The sequence below is a fragment of the Paenibacillus sp. CMM36 genome (assembly GCF_053570945.1).
In genome coordinates, this window is sequence record NZ_JBSEDY010000004.1 from 78,207 (window position 1) to 92,972 (window position 14,766).

General features: G+C 34.6%; 22 protein-coding genes. All 22 read right to left on the reverse strand.

Annotation, left to right across the window (positions count from 1 at the left end; translation table 11 throughout):
• Nucleotides 1-15: 15 nt before the first annotated feature.
• The 22 genes from ACWA2B_RS09990 to ACWA2B_RS10095 all read right to left on the reverse strand — a co-directional run bounded on the left by ACWA2B_RS09990 (nucleotide 16) and on the right by ACWA2B_RS10095 (nucleotide 14,746).
• On the reverse strand, nucleotides 16-297 hold the full coding sequence (locus ACWA2B_RS09990) for a hypothetical protein (protein ID WP_449292005.1): 282 nt from the start codon (nucleotides 295-297) through the stop codon (nucleotides 16-18).
• 101 nt (nucleotides 298-398) lie between these two features.
• Nucleotides 399-692 (reverse strand): hypothetical protein, encoded by a 294-nt coding sequence (locus ACWA2B_RS09995; RefSeq protein WP_068939668.1) that lies wholly within the window; start codon nucleotides 690-692, stop codon nucleotides 399-401.
• Nucleotides 693-898: 206 nt separating this feature from the next.
• Nucleotides 899-1,129, reverse strand: coding sequence for a hypothetical protein (locus ACWA2B_RS10000; RefSeq protein WP_029517918.1), 231 nt, complete (start codon nucleotides 1,127-1,129; stop codon nucleotides 899-901).
• A gap of 6 nt (nucleotides 1,130-1,135) precedes the next feature.
• Nucleotides 1,136-1,498 carry a CPBP family intramembrane glutamic endopeptidase gene (locus ACWA2B_RS10005; protein WP_449292006.1) on the reverse strand — a complete coding sequence of 121 codons (363 nt, stop codon included), beginning with the start codon at nucleotides 1,496-1,498 and terminating at the stop codon, nucleotides 1,136-1,138.
• Nucleotides 1,499-1,776: 278 nt separating this feature from the next.
• The gene (locus ACWA2B_RS10010) at nucleotides 1,777-2,268 is read right to left on the reverse strand and encodes a dihydrofolate reductase (protein WP_449292007.1); all 492 of its coding nucleotides are present in this window, start codon (nucleotides 2,266-2,268) and stop codon (nucleotides 1,777-1,779) included.
• Entirely contained in the window at nucleotides 2,265-3,053 is a 789-nt protein-coding gene (thyA, locus tag ACWA2B_RS10015; protein WP_449292008.1) for a thymidylate synthase, read from the reverse strand. Before thyA ends, ACWA2B_RS10010 begins: the two co-directional genes overlap by 4 nt.
• Before the next feature lie 57 nt (nucleotides 3,054-3,110).
• Nucleotides 3,111-4,088 (reverse strand): pyrophosphohydrolase domain-containing protein, encoded by a 978-nt coding sequence (locus tag ACWA2B_RS10020; protein WP_449292009.1) that lies wholly within the window; start codon nucleotides 4,086-4,088, stop codon nucleotides 3,111-3,113.
• Complete coding sequence (locus ACWA2B_RS10025) at nucleotides 4,006-4,746, reverse strand: nuclease (protein ID WP_449292010.1); 741 nt, start codon at nucleotides 4,744-4,746, stop codon at nucleotides 4,006-4,008. Before ACWA2B_RS10025 ends, ACWA2B_RS10020 begins: the two co-directional genes overlap by 83 nt.
• A gap of 4 nt (nucleotides 4,747-4,750) precedes the next feature.
• Entirely contained in the window at nucleotides 4,751-5,179 is a 429-nt protein-coding gene (locus tag ACWA2B_RS10030; protein ID WP_449292011.1) for a flavodoxin family protein, read from the reverse strand.
• Entirely contained in the window at nucleotides 5,151-6,176 is a 1,026-nt protein-coding gene (locus ACWA2B_RS10035; RefSeq protein WP_449292012.1) for a ribonucleotide-diphosphate reductase subunit beta, read from the reverse strand. Before ACWA2B_RS10035 ends, ACWA2B_RS10030 begins: the two co-directional genes overlap by 29 nt.
• 65 nt (nucleotides 6,177-6,241) lie before the next feature.
• On the reverse strand, nucleotides 6,242-8,569 hold the full coding sequence (locus ACWA2B_RS10040; RefSeq protein WP_449292013.1) for a ribonucleoside-diphosphate reductase subunit alpha: 2,328 nt from the start codon (nucleotides 8,567-8,569) through the stop codon (nucleotides 6,242-6,244).
• 42 nt (nucleotides 8,570-8,611) lie between these two features.
• The gene (nrdG, locus tag ACWA2B_RS10045) at nucleotides 8,612-9,115 is read right to left on the reverse strand and encodes an anaerobic ribonucleoside-triphosphate reductase activating protein (RefSeq protein WP_449292014.1); all 504 of its coding nucleotides are present in this window, start codon (nucleotides 9,113-9,115) and stop codon (nucleotides 8,612-8,614) included.
• Complete coding sequence (nrdD, locus tag ACWA2B_RS10050; protein ID WP_449292015.1) at nucleotides 9,115-11,310, reverse strand: anaerobic ribonucleoside-triphosphate reductase; 2,196 nt, start codon at nucleotides 11,308-11,310, stop codon at nucleotides 9,115-9,117. Before nrdD ends, nrdG begins: the two co-directional genes overlap by 1 nt.
• Before the next feature lie 40 nt (nucleotides 11,311-11,350).
• A complete protein-coding gene (locus tag ACWA2B_RS10055; protein ID WP_449292016.1) occupies nucleotides 11,351-11,812 on the reverse strand; it encodes a hypothetical protein in 462 nt (153 codons plus the stop codon).
• Nucleotides 11,796-12,056: a hypothetical protein gene (locus tag ACWA2B_RS10060; RefSeq protein ID WP_449292017.1), complete on the reverse strand. Its 261-nt coding sequence runs from the start codon at nucleotides 12,054-12,056 to the stop codon at nucleotides 11,796-11,798. Before ACWA2B_RS10060 ends, ACWA2B_RS10055 begins: the two co-directional genes overlap by 17 nt.
• Before the next feature lie 14 nt (nucleotides 12,057-12,070).
• Nucleotides 12,071-12,340 (reverse strand): hypothetical protein, encoded by a 270-nt coding sequence (locus ACWA2B_RS10065; protein WP_449292018.1) that lies wholly within the window; start codon nucleotides 12,338-12,340, stop codon nucleotides 12,071-12,073.
• Nucleotides 12,282-12,482, reverse strand: coding sequence for a hypothetical protein (locus tag ACWA2B_RS10070; RefSeq protein ID WP_449292019.1), 201 nt, complete (start codon nucleotides 12,480-12,482; stop codon nucleotides 12,282-12,284). The genes ACWA2B_RS10065 and ACWA2B_RS10070 overlap by 59 nt, the downstream gene beginning before the upstream one ends.
• A 224-nt stretch (nucleotides 12,483-12,706) precedes the next feature.
• Nucleotides 12,707-12,904, reverse strand: a complete 198-nt coding sequence (locus ACWA2B_RS10075; RefSeq protein WP_449292020.1) for a hypothetical protein — start codon at nucleotides 12,902-12,904, stop codon at nucleotides 12,707-12,709.
• Nucleotides 12,905-12,933: 29 nt separating this feature from the next.
• Nucleotides 12,934-13,383, reverse strand: a complete 450-nt coding sequence (locus ACWA2B_RS10080) for a hypothetical protein (protein WP_449292021.1) — start codon at nucleotides 13,381-13,383, stop codon at nucleotides 12,934-12,936.
• A gap of 11 nt (nucleotides 13,384-13,394) precedes the next feature.
• Nucleotides 13,395-13,751 (reverse strand): Acb2/Tad1 domain-containing protein, encoded by a 357-nt coding sequence (locus ACWA2B_RS10085; protein WP_449292022.1) that lies wholly within the window; start codon nucleotides 13,749-13,751, stop codon nucleotides 13,395-13,397.
• A gap of 287 nt (nucleotides 13,752-14,038) precedes the next feature.
• Nucleotides 14,039-14,362, reverse strand: a complete 324-nt coding sequence (locus tag ACWA2B_RS10090; protein WP_449292023.1) for a hypothetical protein — start codon at nucleotides 14,360-14,362, stop codon at nucleotides 14,039-14,041.
• Nucleotides 14,363-14,746, reverse strand: a complete 384-nt coding sequence (locus ACWA2B_RS10095; RefSeq protein ID WP_449292024.1) for a hypothetical protein — start codon at nucleotides 14,744-14,746, stop codon at nucleotides 14,363-14,365.
• Between the last annotated feature and the right edge of the window lie 20 nt (nucleotides 14,747-14,766).

Below are 14,766 nucleotides of genomic sequence, written 5' to 3' on the forward strand. Positions count from 1 at the left end.
ATCCGTCTACTTTGTTTACTTCAAATGGTCTGCAACTCTATCTTTAGGCAGTCTCATTAATATGGATGCGCCAAAATCATTCAGTGCGTCCTCACCTTTGATTGATTCTTCGGGAATCCAAACTTCAAGTTTAACTCGATAATAGCCCTTGTTCTTTCCTTTCTTAGATGGTGCGTAAGTGCTAATTGTTCCTGATGGTGGAGCCAAAATCATTAAACTATCATCATTCTTCTCTAACACCTGTTCCACATATGATCCGACTGTCTCTTTTGATACCCCAAAAATCACATTTCTCATAATCTTTATCCTCCAATATGTCATTTTATTATTATGTTAGTGTTCTAAATACATTGTTATATGTATTTATTATCTTGATAAAAGACGGCTTTTACGTACACTCAAACTAATAGTTTGCCCTCAAGTTTATTGTATGCATTTTTTACTTTCTCTCGAACTTCTATGTATTTATTCATATTCTTGAACATGTCAACAACAACATCATCATCTTTTACTACAAAACAATTATAATGGTATTGAATTAGTTTCTTTCCATTGTCTTCTTGTTTGATTGGGCGCCCCAGTACAATGGCTCTCTTAATTTTAAATTCTACGTCCGTAATGGAGTCACATTTGAAATAACTATACGGACAAAGCTCCTCGTATTTATGAATAACTTTGTTGCTCACTTTCATTTCAATTCATCTCCTATGTGTTTATTGTAAATGCCATTCATCAACATATGTATTATTCGAGTATTCTTTATAAAATTGATTATTTTTATTTACTTGTTCCTTACCATCTTTTACACCCAGCTCGTAACACATCTCTCTGTGTCCTTCTCTAATTTCCGCAAATAATTTACTCCAAAATAGCTTATGTATAATCGAATTGAACAAATTTATTTCACCTTCCTTCCCGTTAGATTAACGAACTTGCCAAACTTCTCAATTTTATATGGCCTTGGAGAGCTGGATTGATATTCCAATAATTCATTATAGGTTTCTTCGTTAGGCTTAAACTCTGTGCCTTTAAAATTAGTCTTTTCTCCAATAATAAATGTTGTTGATCTAGGGTCACCATCAACCCAACAGATATCCAACAGAGTTTGTGCTTCATGACTTAATTGCATGTTCTTTCATCCTCTCAGTGACATAAATAAAATGACGAAGTAATTGAACAACAAGTGGCTGCAAATAGGAACCAGTATGTTATTTGTCTTATTGTAATAGTGACTCCACACTATCCCTATAAAAACGTATCCAAGGAAACCAACTAGATTCCAGTGTGGTATTGCAAATAGTATAGAGCTTATAATTGAAGCGACCCAAAAGTTATATTTCTTGTGTAGTTTCGCAAATAAATACTTTCTACAAATTAATTCTTCAATGACAGGACTAAAGACTATTGCGTATATGTACATAATTGGTGTTTGAAGATGTGTTAATGGCTGCTGAATAATAAACAAAGATGATAGTTTGGTTAGAGCAGAGAATCCCATAATGGCGAAACAGAATGAATTAAATATTGATTCTCTGTTTATTTTAGTATTGATTTGCTCGTAATCTTCTCTGAACCAATACTTACCGTATTTCAGTATTAACCCCAGAATTATTGTTGGGGCTATATTTACAATGAGGGAAAACGTATATCGTCACTCCCTTTGTCGTGGATGTTTTTCATTTCAACCACCTCCTAATAAAAAAAGTACAGGCTTCGTTTAACCTGTACTCATAATATCATATGTGATTATATTTGTATATAACTATTTCATTATTTTTATTTATTTAATTCATAGTAAACAATTCTTATTGAATAGTCACTAGATTCTCCTGCTTCAATCTCAATACAATTAGCTTCTCTCCATCTGCTATGATCATAAATTGGGAAATAAGTATCCCCACTGAATTCTCCATCGACATGAGTTAGTATCAATTTATCAGAACAAGATATAAATAACTCATAGATTTCTTTGCCGCCTATTATAAATGTTTCTTCAGAAGATTCTTTTGCGATTTTTAAAATATCATCTACACTATTAAAGACTAAACATCCATCTGCTTTATAATCTATATTTCTTGTGAGTATAATGTTAACTCTGTTTTTAAGTGGTTTTCCAATACTCTCATGTGTTTTTCTTCCCATTACAACGTTATTTCCTATAGTTTGTGCTTTAAAAAAATCCATGTCGGCTTTAATCTTCCAAGGCAGTTCATTGGCGTTACCTATTAATCCATTTTTATCAAGTGCAGCTATAATTATAACACTCATACCGATACTCGCATTTTAATGGATGGGTGCGATTGATAATCAAGCATTTTTACATGTTTATCCACATCGAATTCATGGAAGTCTGTTACTGTTGGATCAAGCCACAACTTAGGTGCAGGATACGATGTACGGTTAAAGATTTCCTTAATAGGCTCATAGTGCTGTTCATACAGATGAGCATTAGTTATTACTATCATCAACTCTCCAACTTGTAACCCAGCTACTTGTGCAATCATATGCACTAGAATGGCTGTCTGAGCTATATTGTAGGGTAAGCCTAAAGCAACATCAGAAGACCTAATAGTTGTATGCCAATTCAACTTACCGTCATTCACATCGGCTATATGATTGAACATACAAGGAGTTAACGACATTTTATCCAAATCGGCAACAGCCCACAAATCAATAACCATTCTTCTAGATTGGGGGTTATTTTTAAGTTCGTTAATCAACTTATTGATTTGATTATGCTTTTTGATTTGAGCGCCATAAGCTTCGCCTATAGTACCATCGGGCAACTTCCATTCATTCCAAATTTTAATACCTCTATCATTTAACCACTGTACATCATTCGATCCCTGCTGATAAATCCATAGCATTTCTTTAGTTAGTGTTTTATAGCCAGTGAATTTAAGTGTGAGGAGAGGGAACTCTTCAGCAAGATTAAAACGCAATACTTTTCCAAACACTTTTTTGCTACGATCTGCTGTTCTATTGGTATCTTCGTATCCATTCTCTAGAATATCTCTTACAAGAGCTAAATATTGATTGTCAACGGATGACATTTTATCCTCTCCTTTTCATAAATAAAGGCAGTGGAATTACCACCGCCCAAGATTATACTACTTAAACCGTTTTGCTCCCAGTTTAATTTGTCGCTTTACTTCTTCTTCAATTTTAGGTTCAGGAGCTTCCCATCCTTCGGGCTTAATTACCTTACCTACTTTGTCATAGTGTGGCTTCCCATCAGAGAAAATTTTGGACATGTTTGCTTGATGCACCAAATCAAAAATTTTATCTGGAACAACAGAAGCCTCAACAAGTCCACCTTCAGCGAAATACTTGATATCAATAAGAGCATCAATTTGCCCAATTAGACGATCTTCAGGGAAAGGCTTAGTGAGTTGTTTTTTGTATGTTTCTTCGGCATTCAAGATTAATTCAGCAAAAAACTTATCGAATCTCTCTTTGTTTCCAGCAGTAGCATACAACAGCTCAATCACTTCCTCCATCACAAAGGAGGCGCGGTTGATTGCCAATTTATCTGACAGTACAGTTGGCACATCTGGAGCAGGGCAATTAAATGCTTTTTGGAACTCACGTACTTTAAAGAAGTCAGAGTATGGATTGTGGTCATGATATTCCACTCTAAATTTATTGGTCGGTGTTATCTCTAGATTCCCAATCATTCTTTTGGATGTTAGGTCTAGATTCAAAATCTTCGAGAAATTTTCAACTTCTTTTTTACTCAAAATATATTCTTTAGGATGAAGGGTTGCTAATTTAGTATCACTTTTAATCTTCTCTTTATATCTACGCAGCAGAGGCAATTCGAACTTATTTGTGCGTCTATTGCCTTTAATATAATATGTTACCACTGTCAAACCGTCCAGATGTCCCTTAACAACACCTTTTACCTTGAGTGGCTTAATATAAACTGTCTCATTAATTGCGTAAAATGGTTGTTTTACTTGCTTGTTATTTTCAGTTGTCATATGTGCTATTGCTCCCTTATATTTATTCATTGAAGTATCTTTTCCAATAGTTCTTATAAAGCTTTTTATTTCTAATTCTACTTCCAGTCCCAGATGATAGCCCATATTCTCTTTCTATTGATGCATTCGTTGCTCCACTTTTTAGTTTATATACAATTTCTACAAAAGCTTCTGGGGTCACTGACTTTGCCCTATCATTGCCACAAGATATTTCTGGTATATAGTCTTCTACTGTTTCCCAAAGTCTATTAAACCTCTTTTTATGTCTTATTAATGAAACATAGCGTTCATGTAGCCCATACTGGATAGCAACTTCTCTGTTTTCTTTACCGTTTTTGAACATTTCAACTATTTCGTAGAACTGAGTATCTGACAATTTGGACATTACATTTCTTTCTCCGTAGGTTCTATCTGATCGATGCTGACGTTCAGTTGGCGAAAGGATATATCCATTCATTCCATATCCACCACGAGTTAGGTTGTAACCCTTTGTATATGCATCGTACTCTTCTATGTATTTAATTTCTAAACGTTCTAATTCATCAAGAGAATAATCAGGGGAAGCCGTAATTATTCCATATTCAAGATTCTTTTCTCCTAGAATATTAAATGCTTCTTGGAGCTTAGAATTATAATGCCTATTTTGCCTCAAGAGATTGAAATGTTCCCTTTTTCTTTTATCAAGTGTTACTTTAGAATCTTTGCCAACATAATACCTATCTTTAAATTTTAAGTAATAAATACCTCCATAAGTTTCTTTCAATAATTCAAACTCCTCCAATCAAGTCATTAAACTCTTTAATCACTTTTTTGGTGGGGTAACTTTCGAATTTTAGCTTAAATACGATGGTGTTATTTTCATGAAGAACTAATTCTAATAAATCTAAGGCTCCACAATATACGTCATAAATAGAATTCCCACTACCGAATAATCCGACTTTTCTATTAGTCAAACTATTAAGCTGAGGATAAATATCCTTGAAATATCTATGCGGAACTCCTCGACCAACTGTAGACGTACCGATCAGCAAAATATCGTAATCTTTAAAATCTAAATCATCTGGATGGATTGTTGCCATATTGTATATATCATAACCATGTGTATCGGCTAGTGTTACTAATGCTTTTGTATTCCCAGACATTGAATAATAGTAGATGGCCTTCTTATTAAAGGTCAAATCCATCGCCGCTTTCATGTCCATATGAAATCACATTTGTTTGGAAGAAATCGCTTTTTGTATTGCCACCTTTTGAGCCATAGGTAATAATCCATTTTGATTTCAGTTCTTTATTGTCTGGATAAACTTCTTGGATACCAGCATTTCTACAAATAACATTTGCAAGATATTCAACATAATCTTTATATTCTGGAATGGACAATGTATCAATGCCTTCAAATATAAACTCAGCCCATTCTTTTTCTTTTTCAACGCATGATTTGATAAAAGATACAGCTTCTTTATGATTCAATTCAGTGTTTAATTCAGGGTTTTCCAACATCAGAATCTTCATCACATCTCCATAAAACACCGAATGAAAGTTCTCATCTGTTTTAATGAGATTGACCATGTTGTTTGAACCAATCATTCTGTTTGAACGAGCAAGAGAATTAAAGTACACGAACGCCCCAGTAAAAAACACACCTTCGAGGACTAGGTTTGCAAGTAGTGCATGATATAGTTTTTTTAAATTGGTTGGATCGTCGATAAAGTTTTGAATCTTTTTAAAAATGATATCGTTTCGTTCACGCAATAGTGGAATCTCTTTCGGTGCATTAAACGCCTGTTTTTTTTGCTCAGAATTAAGCATGGTAGAAGTTAAATACTGATATGATCTAGCATGTAGCCCCTCAAAAGCACCAATAATTTGAATGACTGCTGCAACACTTGGGTCTGTACATGTATGCCCAATAGTAAAGTTGAAACGATTAGCTACAGAATCCAAAGATGTCAACATTCCTGTTACAACGTTATAAGTATATCTTTCTTTTTCTGTTAAACCATCGCGATATTGCTTCAAGTCTGAGGTAAGCCTAATCTCATCTTCAATCCAATAATTACCAAATAGTTCTTTGTACAGAGTCAGCATATGAGGATATTTGATATCATCCCAATCGCATATACCGCTTGCCTCACCACCAAAAATCTTGGTTGCTTTATTATTTACTTCTCCGTTAAATACTCTAAAAGTCAATACTCATCATCCTATCTCCAAGTTGTTAAGAAGAGAGAGGGTAGTCCTCTCTTCTATTTCATCATTTATCCAGCACAAGACTCACAGTTTTCTTTTCTATTTACCGAATTTTTATCTACATATGTATAATACAAAGATTTGCATCCAGAATCCCAAGCGTATGTGTGTATCTTTAACATCTCACTAGCTTTAACTGATTCGTGCACCATAACGTTATGAGAAATGGATTGATCTATTCCTTTTTGAGCCGCAGTTACAATTTTTAGCGACCACAATTCATCCATCTCAAATCCTGATTTATAGTACCATTTAGTTTTAGCGCTAAAGTTTGCAGGAATAACTGTTACATTCATGCCCTGTTTTTCTTCTTGAAAGATCACTTCATATGGTGCATCTAGAGAAGCAAAAACATTGTTGATTAGACTGTTAGAACCAGTAGGAGCAATGCAGCTCAAATTACCGTTTCTAATTCCTTGTTCCATAACTTTCTGTTTAAGTTCTAACCATTCAGGGGAATTGTAGTTTCTCTTTTCAAAGTATTCGCCTGTGTTCCAGTCAGAACCCTTATACATCCTATATGAACCTTTTTCCACTGCTAATTTATGGCTGGCAAGAATATGAGCATAGTTTAACTTTTCAAAAATTTCTTTTACATATTCTGAAGCAGTTTCGGATTCCCATCGAATCCCTTTCTCTGCTAAGAGATTTGCTAGTCCCATAGCTCCAGCACCCACACTACGGTAAATATTGTTCGTATGAGTTGCTTGTTCAACAACTGTGCGATTCAACGAAATTACGTTGTCTAATAGACGAAATTGAATATCAATTACTTTTTGAAGGTCTACATCATCATTGCCGAATACGGCAGGTAATGAAATGGAACTTAGATTACAAGTTACCAGTCCAGAACCTTTTTTCTTTTCAGTTACTACACCGTCTTCATTTAATTCCTTGCTCACAAATTCATCATAATCACAGTTTAAAACAATTTCTGAGCAAAGATTAGAAGAAATCGGAATACCTACATGATTATTAGGATTCATTCGAGCAGCCGTATCCACATAATACATGTAAGGTGTACCACCAGTTTTTTGAGCTTCAAAAATTGATTTATATATATCAGTCGCTTTAACAACCTTTTTCAATTCCAATGTTTCATTTTTTTCAATTTCACGATAGTAGTATGTAAATGAATGATCTTTTTCGTTTGGTTTTTCTCCATCACGAAGCTTTCTCTTGTCATACAATTTATTTATATCGATCCCAAGTTTACTATTTACCTCGTAAGGATCAAATATCGTCCAATTGTCTCGTGCGTTTAATCTACGCATAAATTCATCAGGTACATTTACTGCTGTAAAAATGGAATGTGCTCTCCGTTCCTGTGACCCAGTTTTCATTCTTAAATCCAAAAAGTCGAAAATGTCAGCATGCCATAATGGTAGGTAAAGTGCTACTCCACCCGGTCTCATATTGAGTTGGTTAACATATGTCGCAATTTCATTAAATAGTTTAGCAGGGCCAACTACACCAGTAGATCGACCTTTATAACCACGAATCCAGCTTCCATGAGATCTGAGACGACCAAGATAAATACCCAATCCAGCGCCGTTTTGACTAAATGTTGAAGCATCTTTTACTGCATCCATAATACTTTGCAGACTGTCGTCAATCGTAATGATGTGGCACGAACTTAGTGTTCCAGTTACTCTACCTGCATTCGCAAGCGTTGGAGTAGCAAGTCCCACCAAATGAAGGCTTAAAACATCATACGCTTCCTTCACAAGACTCATTCGCTTCTCTTTGTCTTCATCTTTCAACAAGTAAAGAGCACATGTTAGATATCTTTCTTGAAATAACTCAAGGGTTTCTTCATTGTATCCTTTTGCCAAATAGTTTTTGTTAAACAGGAACAAACCTGCATAGCTAAATTTTCGATCTCTTTCTCTGTCAATGAATCCACCAGCGTATTCTATCTCCTCTTTGCTATAACTGTTCAATATATCATCTGAGTAAATTCCTTTTTCAGTTAACATTTTAACAAGAGTGTAATAATCACCGTATCCAACCTTATAATCAAATCCTCGTTCTTTTGAAGCTTCCTTGTATTTTTTACGTCTGAATGTTGAAGCTGATAAGTAAGTAAATTGGGGAGTAAATTGATTGATTCTGTCGTTTGATTCGCGAATAATCAAATCAAACAAGTAATCTGCCTTTACTTCTTGCTTAGATAATACTTCTGAGATGATCTTATCTTTCAGCTCTTTCAAGTCATTCTCTTCAAATGACTTGCCACTATCCATAACAATTTCGTGGAAGAAACGTTCAAATCTTTCATGATCAAAATCTGATTGCTGGATATAACTTTTTCTGTCTTTTAGTACTTTAGTCAAATGAACATCGCCTCCTTATGCCCTACCGCCCACCCATTATTATCAATCCTCAAACAGTATAGTCATCTGTAGTTCTAGGCTCTTTTGTACATCGATAACTCTTTGGTTACTAGAACCACGCCATTTTAGAGTTAAGTCTTTTTTATCTAATTCAAATTTACCATCAATTAAAACATCGCAGAGAGATAACATATCTTTTTTTGAGCTATCTTTTAGTATTTCTTCAAACGTATAACCCGACCATATCCAAACTGTCTTATTTTTACACTCATTCTTCAGTCGTTTCAAAAGGGGTAGTAGTCCATCAATATTCTGAAATGGCTCGCCACCCAATACAGATAATCCAGCTATTTGTACATAATCAATCTTCATATCATTAATAACTTTATTCTCTAGTTCATCCGTATATTTATTTCCATATTGTGAATTCCATGCTGAAGCGTTGAAGCACCCTCTACAATGATGTGTGCATCCAGATACAAACAATGAATGTCTCAAACCAATACCGTTTATTACATCAAATCTTTTATAATCAGCTATGTACATTAGTTATGTTTCACTCTCGATACAACCTCTTTTTGCTTTCCTTTGTTGAACGGTCTTTGAGATGGTTGGCTCAAGTAACCACAGCAGCGTCTAATGACAGAGGATGTCTCTGGATTGTTGTTATTGCAATTAGGACACTGAAAGCCTTCATTTGTTGCCTTAAATTCTCCTTCATACCCACATTCACAACACTTGTCTACTGGAGTATTTGTTCCAAAGTAAGGTACTCTTTCATAAGCAAAATCCCACACAGCTTCTAATGCTTCTGGATTTTTCACTAATGAATCAAATTCACAATAAGAAATGAATCCACCACTTGCGTATTGAGGGTATTCTTTTTCAAACTCGATCTTCTCAAATGGAGTTACTTTTTTATTTACATCTAAATGAAAAGAATTGGTGTAGTATCCTTTGTCGGTAATTCCGTTAATTACGCCATATTTTTCCTCATCCAATGTACAAAAACGATAACATAGCGATTCTGCTGGCGTAGAATATAAACTAAACCCATAGCCAGTTTCATTTTTCCATTTGTCTGCTTTATCGCTAAGATATTTTACAATATTTAACCCTTTTTGACGCATAATAAAGTCGTCAAAAATATGTTTATCAAATAACGACAATACGGTTTCATGAATACCTATGTATCCAAGTGAAATACTAGCTCTGTCATTTTCCAATAGATGGTCAATCGTTTCTTCTGGTTTCAATCTAACCCCTGCTGCACCCTCCATGTACAGGATCGGTGCAACTTTTGCCTTAACCCCTTTTAGACGATTGATTCTAAACATTAACGCTTCCTTACAAATTTCTAATTCATCATCCAATAGATTATAAAATTCTGTTTCACTCTTGTTTGCACGAATTGCAATCCGTGGCAAGTTAAGAGTCACTACCCCCATATTAAATCGTCCATCATGTAGTTCTTCATTGTTTTCTATGTATTTACTTAAAAAGCTGCGGCATGACATCGGGAACTTAAATGAACCCGTTACTTCTTTAACCTTCGGGACTGAAAGGATATCAGGATACATTCTCAACGTACTACATTTGATTGCTAATTGTTTAATGTCGTAGTTGGGATCTTTAGGATTAAGATTGACTCCTTCTTCTAGAGCAAAAATCAATTTTGGAAATATAGGGGTACTGCCTTCTTTACCTAAACCTCTAATTCGATTTCTAAGAATGGCGATTTGAATCTGTCTTTCTTCCCAACTTGTTCCTCTACCAAATCCAAATGTAGAGAAAGGTGTTTGCCCGTTTGCAGATACCAAAGTATTGATCTCATACTCAAGGGATTGAAACGCATCTAGCGTTTCTTTTTCTGTCATTTGAATTGCATAACTATATTCTTTTGGAAATCTGTTCTTGAGAATTGAATTCTCAGGATACACTTGGCTTTCAAGCATATGATCATTTGGATTACCCTCAAACCACTTCATACCCACTATAAAATGTTTGACAAATGAAGCTCTCACATATGAAGCCAAGATCGTATCAATTTCATTAATTGTATTACCGCCGTAAATATGACTGGCTACTTGTGCAATAATTTGTGCGGTAACAGCGGCTGCTGTTGTAATAGATTTTGGAGTTTCTATTTGAGCATTACCAAGCTTAAATCCATTCTCCAACATTCCCTTTAAATCAATCAACATGCAGTTTGTCATTGGGAAATAGGGTGAATAATCTTGATCGTGAAAATGTAAATCTCCTCTATTGTGAGCTTCAACAACTCGTTTTGGCATCATATAAGCTTGAGCATAATCCTTTGCAATAATCCCTGCTAAAAGGTCTCGTTGTGTGGGAATCGTCTGTCCATCTTTGTTTGAGTTTTCTTTTAGTACTTCTTCATTAGACATATCGAGTAATCCAGATACTTTTTTATCGAGACTGCTTCTTTCTCTTCGTTTCAGATTCCGTACTTCTCGATACCCTATGTACTCTTTGGCAACATCTTTTCTCTCGCTTTGCATAAGAACATCTACTACTGCATCTTGGATAACTTCAATATCTACGTTAGATACATTATTAAGCATTTCAACAACTTCTTTGGTGGCATTGGCTGCTAATTGCTTATCGATACCTTTTTTTGTTCTATCCATTGCTTTGAAAATAGCTTCAACTATCTTTTGTTGATTAAACGCAACAACTGAACCATCTCTTTTAGTAACTTGCGTATGTATCATCTCCATTATTCTGCGTAAAAGAACTGTTTTATCTAAATGCTATGTATTACTTCTCAATATGAAGCTTGAATAAGTCGCCTTTTTCATTAAATTCTTTTATTTCAAATACATAATCAAACTCATCTGCATCGCCAATATAAGAGTGGTTGAAGTTATAGGCACTTACAATACTGCACTTTGGCATTTCATATTGTACTACCACATCTTCTTGGCTTTCTTCTTTTCTATAAAAGCCTTCAGCAATAAGTTTACAATTGACAACTTTGCGATTAAAAACTATGGTTTCGCAATTTTGAGTTTTACTAAAGAACTTATCATAATCCGACATTGTGTTTTCCGATTTATTCAGAAACTTTAGCATGTCGCCATTCAAAAGAGCGTCTTTTACCCTGATCGTTCTGTTTGTTACACTTATGCTCCCTTTTTTTAGGGTAGTGATAGTTGAAACAAATTTTCCTGTCTCATCAAACACATGCAGTTCAATGATATCTCTAATACCATAATTCATGTTTCCTTGCCTCCTCACTTTCATATCTATGATTTAAATAATTATATAATTCATTTACAATCCGACAATTTCTAAATTCCTCTACTCTTTCTCCTAGCAAGGCCTTAACCACTAGCCACCAGTTATCTAAATACTCCCTATCTTTATCTCTCTTTAGATATAATGAATCAGCAGCAATAGTCAAAGCTTCGACTTCACGAGGCAGCATATCCTCAACAATAAACCTCTTCAACTCATCGTTCATATTTGATTATCCTTTTATGTATTATTTTTGTTTATTGCTACTTTATCGAACTCTTTCCATGCTTCTTTCCAAATCTGATTCTTTAGTACATCGTACTTATCAAAATCTTTCTTACCCAAAAATTGTTTAAGTTTCTTCTTTACATAATTATCTTCATGCAGCTTTCTTTCATTTTCTGTTCCTACATCTACCATAAAACATCCAATCAACTTGTTCGCCAATTTATCACTTGCGTCCATTTTTTTCAATCCACTTCTTGATATTAATATGCCCCATTCTTTCATTTACATGGTCTATCTTGTTTCTTTGAGCTTTTTCTATACCAATTCGCGCTTCTGTTAAACTTTCTAAATTAATGCTCAACTTTGATAGTGCTTCATTCAATCTAGCAACATTCTCTAATAGTCTATCGGTTTCTTTACTCATTACTCATCCCACCTTCGAGGGTATATATCATCAGGATAAGGCAGAGGAGTCACTAATATCAAGCAGTAATTAGTGTTGTCTATCTGTTCCGTCTTATTCACCTCCTTTTGTTATTGTAATTTCATTATATTCATTTATAACATTATAGTCAATACATTTATTTATTTTTATATTTCAGATTATCTAAAAGCAATTAAGTTTTATTTCTGTGTAAAAGGTACATTTTATATGAATCCCAAGATGTCTTTTATGGCAAATTCTCGATAATCTCCTTTAGCATAATCCCATGCTTTAAGTAGCCACTGTTCTTCTGGGTACCATTCAGTAGATCCGTAGCGGATACTGTTAGGATATACATGTCTCAGACTCACTTCGCCTTTATAATTCTTATATTCAAACATCAACTTTTTGTTAAAGTCCATCTCATCTTCCCCCCTTTTAAATTTTCATTTTAGCCAAAACTAACTGTTGCATCTGCATGATTATCAAACAGTCTACAGCCCCAGTAAGTCAATCTTTCTGATGAATAATACTTCTTAAATTCTGGGTTAGCTTGAGCAAATCGATCACAAGCTTCTTTGAAATCTTTCCCAGTAGATGAACCATGAAAGTGAGCTGTGCCACTTCCTCCCGTCACAACAAAACCTTCAGACCAGATATCGTAACTTTTCACTTCAAAACAATCACTCACTCCATACCGCTTAATACTCTCTTTCACATGTGTAACTTCAAAAGTATCAAATCCAGAACGCTTAACATCTTTAGCAATAATATCTGGAGATGGCAATGAGTCATGATGTGTTTTGACTGTGTTTGCATGTTCTCCATTCAGTGCGACATCTTCAGCATTCATCATTTCTAAAACAAAGTATTCATGTGTTTCTTCGCAATATGGTCTCATTAACATTCCTCCTATTCGTTACGGGCAATTGCAGCATTAGCCCAGAAAACCGCCTGTTCAAGATTGGTCATTGCCAATGATTTTTCTCTGCTACTTGGGACTAACTCTTCAATTAAATATGCTAAATCCTTAACCATAACGCGAATTTCAATATACTTTTTTATCTGACCGTCTTTGGGAGAATGATAGGAAAAATTATTTTCCAGTATAGTGTTATGAGTATACTTGGTAAAAAAGGCTACATTACTAACAATGTATTTAAGTTTGTATGTGTAATCGTTATAGAAGTATTCAAAGTCAGATTCAAGTGAGACTTCATTTAATTCTCCAATGTGAACACCAGAGTAATAATCAATACATTTATACATTTATTTATGTTCCTCATTTCTTGATAAAATTTGACTTTTATCATTTACCTTTTATATTTAATATTTAATTCCTTTTTAAAAAGGTAATTTACTTCTTTTACGGTTGCCTTTACAGCATTGCAAGCTACTTTCCTATTTTCTGTATTACTATCTGAAATAGCGATCTCTAATAGTTCGATTGCACAGTTCATTTTATGTAATGTCAGATATAGTTCCTTATTTGTCACTATTTATCACCCCTCTATATAAAATGCGGCTTTTATAGCCTACACCAACACACAGAACCTTTAATTTATCTTTCTTTTCAATACCTGTTGTGTTGATTCCATAAGTACCTCTATCTCTTTGTCTAGAGCTTTCTTATTCTTGCTCCAATCTTCCCACTTTTGCTGTGCTTCTTCCTGTTGGTGCTGTTCATACATTTTTAGAATTTCTTTATACGCTGCCAATCTGCCAATCTTTTTACCGTGAGAATATCCCAGCTCATAGCAATCGTCAAAATTGCCTCCAGACCATTCACTTGGGTCAAAATCCTCTTCCATTTCTGCATTAAGCGAATCCACAACTTCTTGTAAGCCAATTGTTGTCTTCTTTAAATCCTCAATAATCACCTATTTATCACCTTCTTCCTTATTTCGATGACAATAATCACAAACTGTATTTTCTTCTTCGATGGAATGCATTTCTTCTCCATTGAGCCTATCTCCACAAACTTTACACTCATATCTGATATAATGGAGTGGATTATAACCCGACCATGTTTGACCCAGATGTTTTGCTACTTGTTCGACAGCAGATGGATCGATATTAATCTTTTCAATTTCTCCCTCTTCAATTGTTCCATAGACTTCGCTGTGTTTACCAAGAATCTCACCAAAGTAAACCTCTTTACCTATTGCGTAATTCACTTCTTTTTTTGTGGCTACAAACAACCCCTCGACTTCACCTTGACGACCACAATCCCAATTGAACTTATAAAGATATTTATTCTCCATTGTTACTCCTTTGATATGTG

Coding starts and splice junctions, on each gene's coding strand:
- ACWA2B_RS10055 (WP_449292016.1), bottom strand. CDS start 11,812: ATGAATTATGGTATTAGAGATATCATTGAACTGCATGTGTTTGATGAG.
- ACWA2B_RS09995 (WP_068939668.1), bottom strand. CDS start 692: ATGAAAGTGAGCAACAAAGTTATTCATAAATACGAGGAGCTTTGTCCG.
- ACWA2B_RS10060 (WP_449292017.1), bottom strand. CDS start 12,056: ATGAACGATGAGTTGAAGAGGTTTATTGTTGAGGATATGCTGCCTCGT.
- ACWA2B_RS10065 (WP_449292018.1), bottom strand. CDS start 12,340: ATGAAAGAATGGGGCATATTAATATCAAGAAGTGGATTGAAAAAAATG.
- ACWA2B_RS10005 (WP_449292006.1), bottom strand. CDS start 1,498: ATGGGATTCTCTGCTCTAACCAAACTATCATCTTTGTTTATTATTCAG.
- ACWA2B_RS10075 (WP_449292020.1), bottom strand. CDS start 12,904: ATGGACTTTAACAAAAAGTTGATGTTTGAATATAAGAATTATAAAGGC.
- ACWA2B_RS10030 (WP_449292011.1), bottom strand. CDS start 5,179: ATGAAAGCGGCGATGGATTTGACCTTTAATAAGAAGGCCATCTACTAT.
- ACWA2B_RS10080 (WP_449292021.1), bottom strand. CDS start 13,383: ATGAGACCATATTGCGAAGAAACACATGAATACTTTGTTTTAGAAATG.
- ACWA2B_RS10010 (WP_449292007.1), bottom strand. CDS start 2,268: ATGAGTGTTATAATTATAGCTGCACTTGATAAAAATGGATTAATAGGT.
- nrdG (WP_449292014.1), bottom strand. CDS start 9,115: ATGTACATAGCTGATTATAAAAGATTTGATGTAATAAACGGTATTGGT.
- ACWA2B_RS09990 (WP_449292005.1), bottom strand. CDS start 297: ATGAGAAATGTGATTTTTGGGGTATCAAAAGAGACAGTCGGATCATAT.
- ACWA2B_RS10085 (WP_449292022.1), bottom strand. CDS start 13,751: ATGTATAAATGTATTGATTATTACTCTGGTGTTCACATTGGAGAATTA.
- ACWA2B_RS10095 (WP_449292024.1), bottom strand. CDS start 14,746: ATGGAGAATAAATATCTTTATAAGTTCAATTGGGATTGTGGTCGTCAA.
- nrdD (WP_449292015.1), bottom strand. CDS start 11,310: ATGGAGATGATACATACGCAAGTTACTAAAAGAGATGGTTCAGTTGTT.
- thyA (WP_449292008.1), bottom strand. CDS start 3,053: ATGTCATCCGTTGACAATCAATATTTAGCTCTTGTAAGAGATATTCTA.
- ACWA2B_RS10070 (WP_449292019.1), bottom strand. CDS start 12,482: ATGAGTAAAGAAACCGATAGACTATTAGAGAATGTTGCTAGATTGAAT.
- ACWA2B_RS10020 (WP_449292009.1), bottom strand. CDS start 4,088: ATGGGCTATCATCTGGGACTGGAAGTAGAATTAGAAATAAAAAGCTTT.
- ACWA2B_RS10000 (WP_029517918.1), bottom strand. CDS start 1,129: ATGCAATTAAGTCATGAAGCACAAACTCTGTTGGATATCTGTTGGGTT.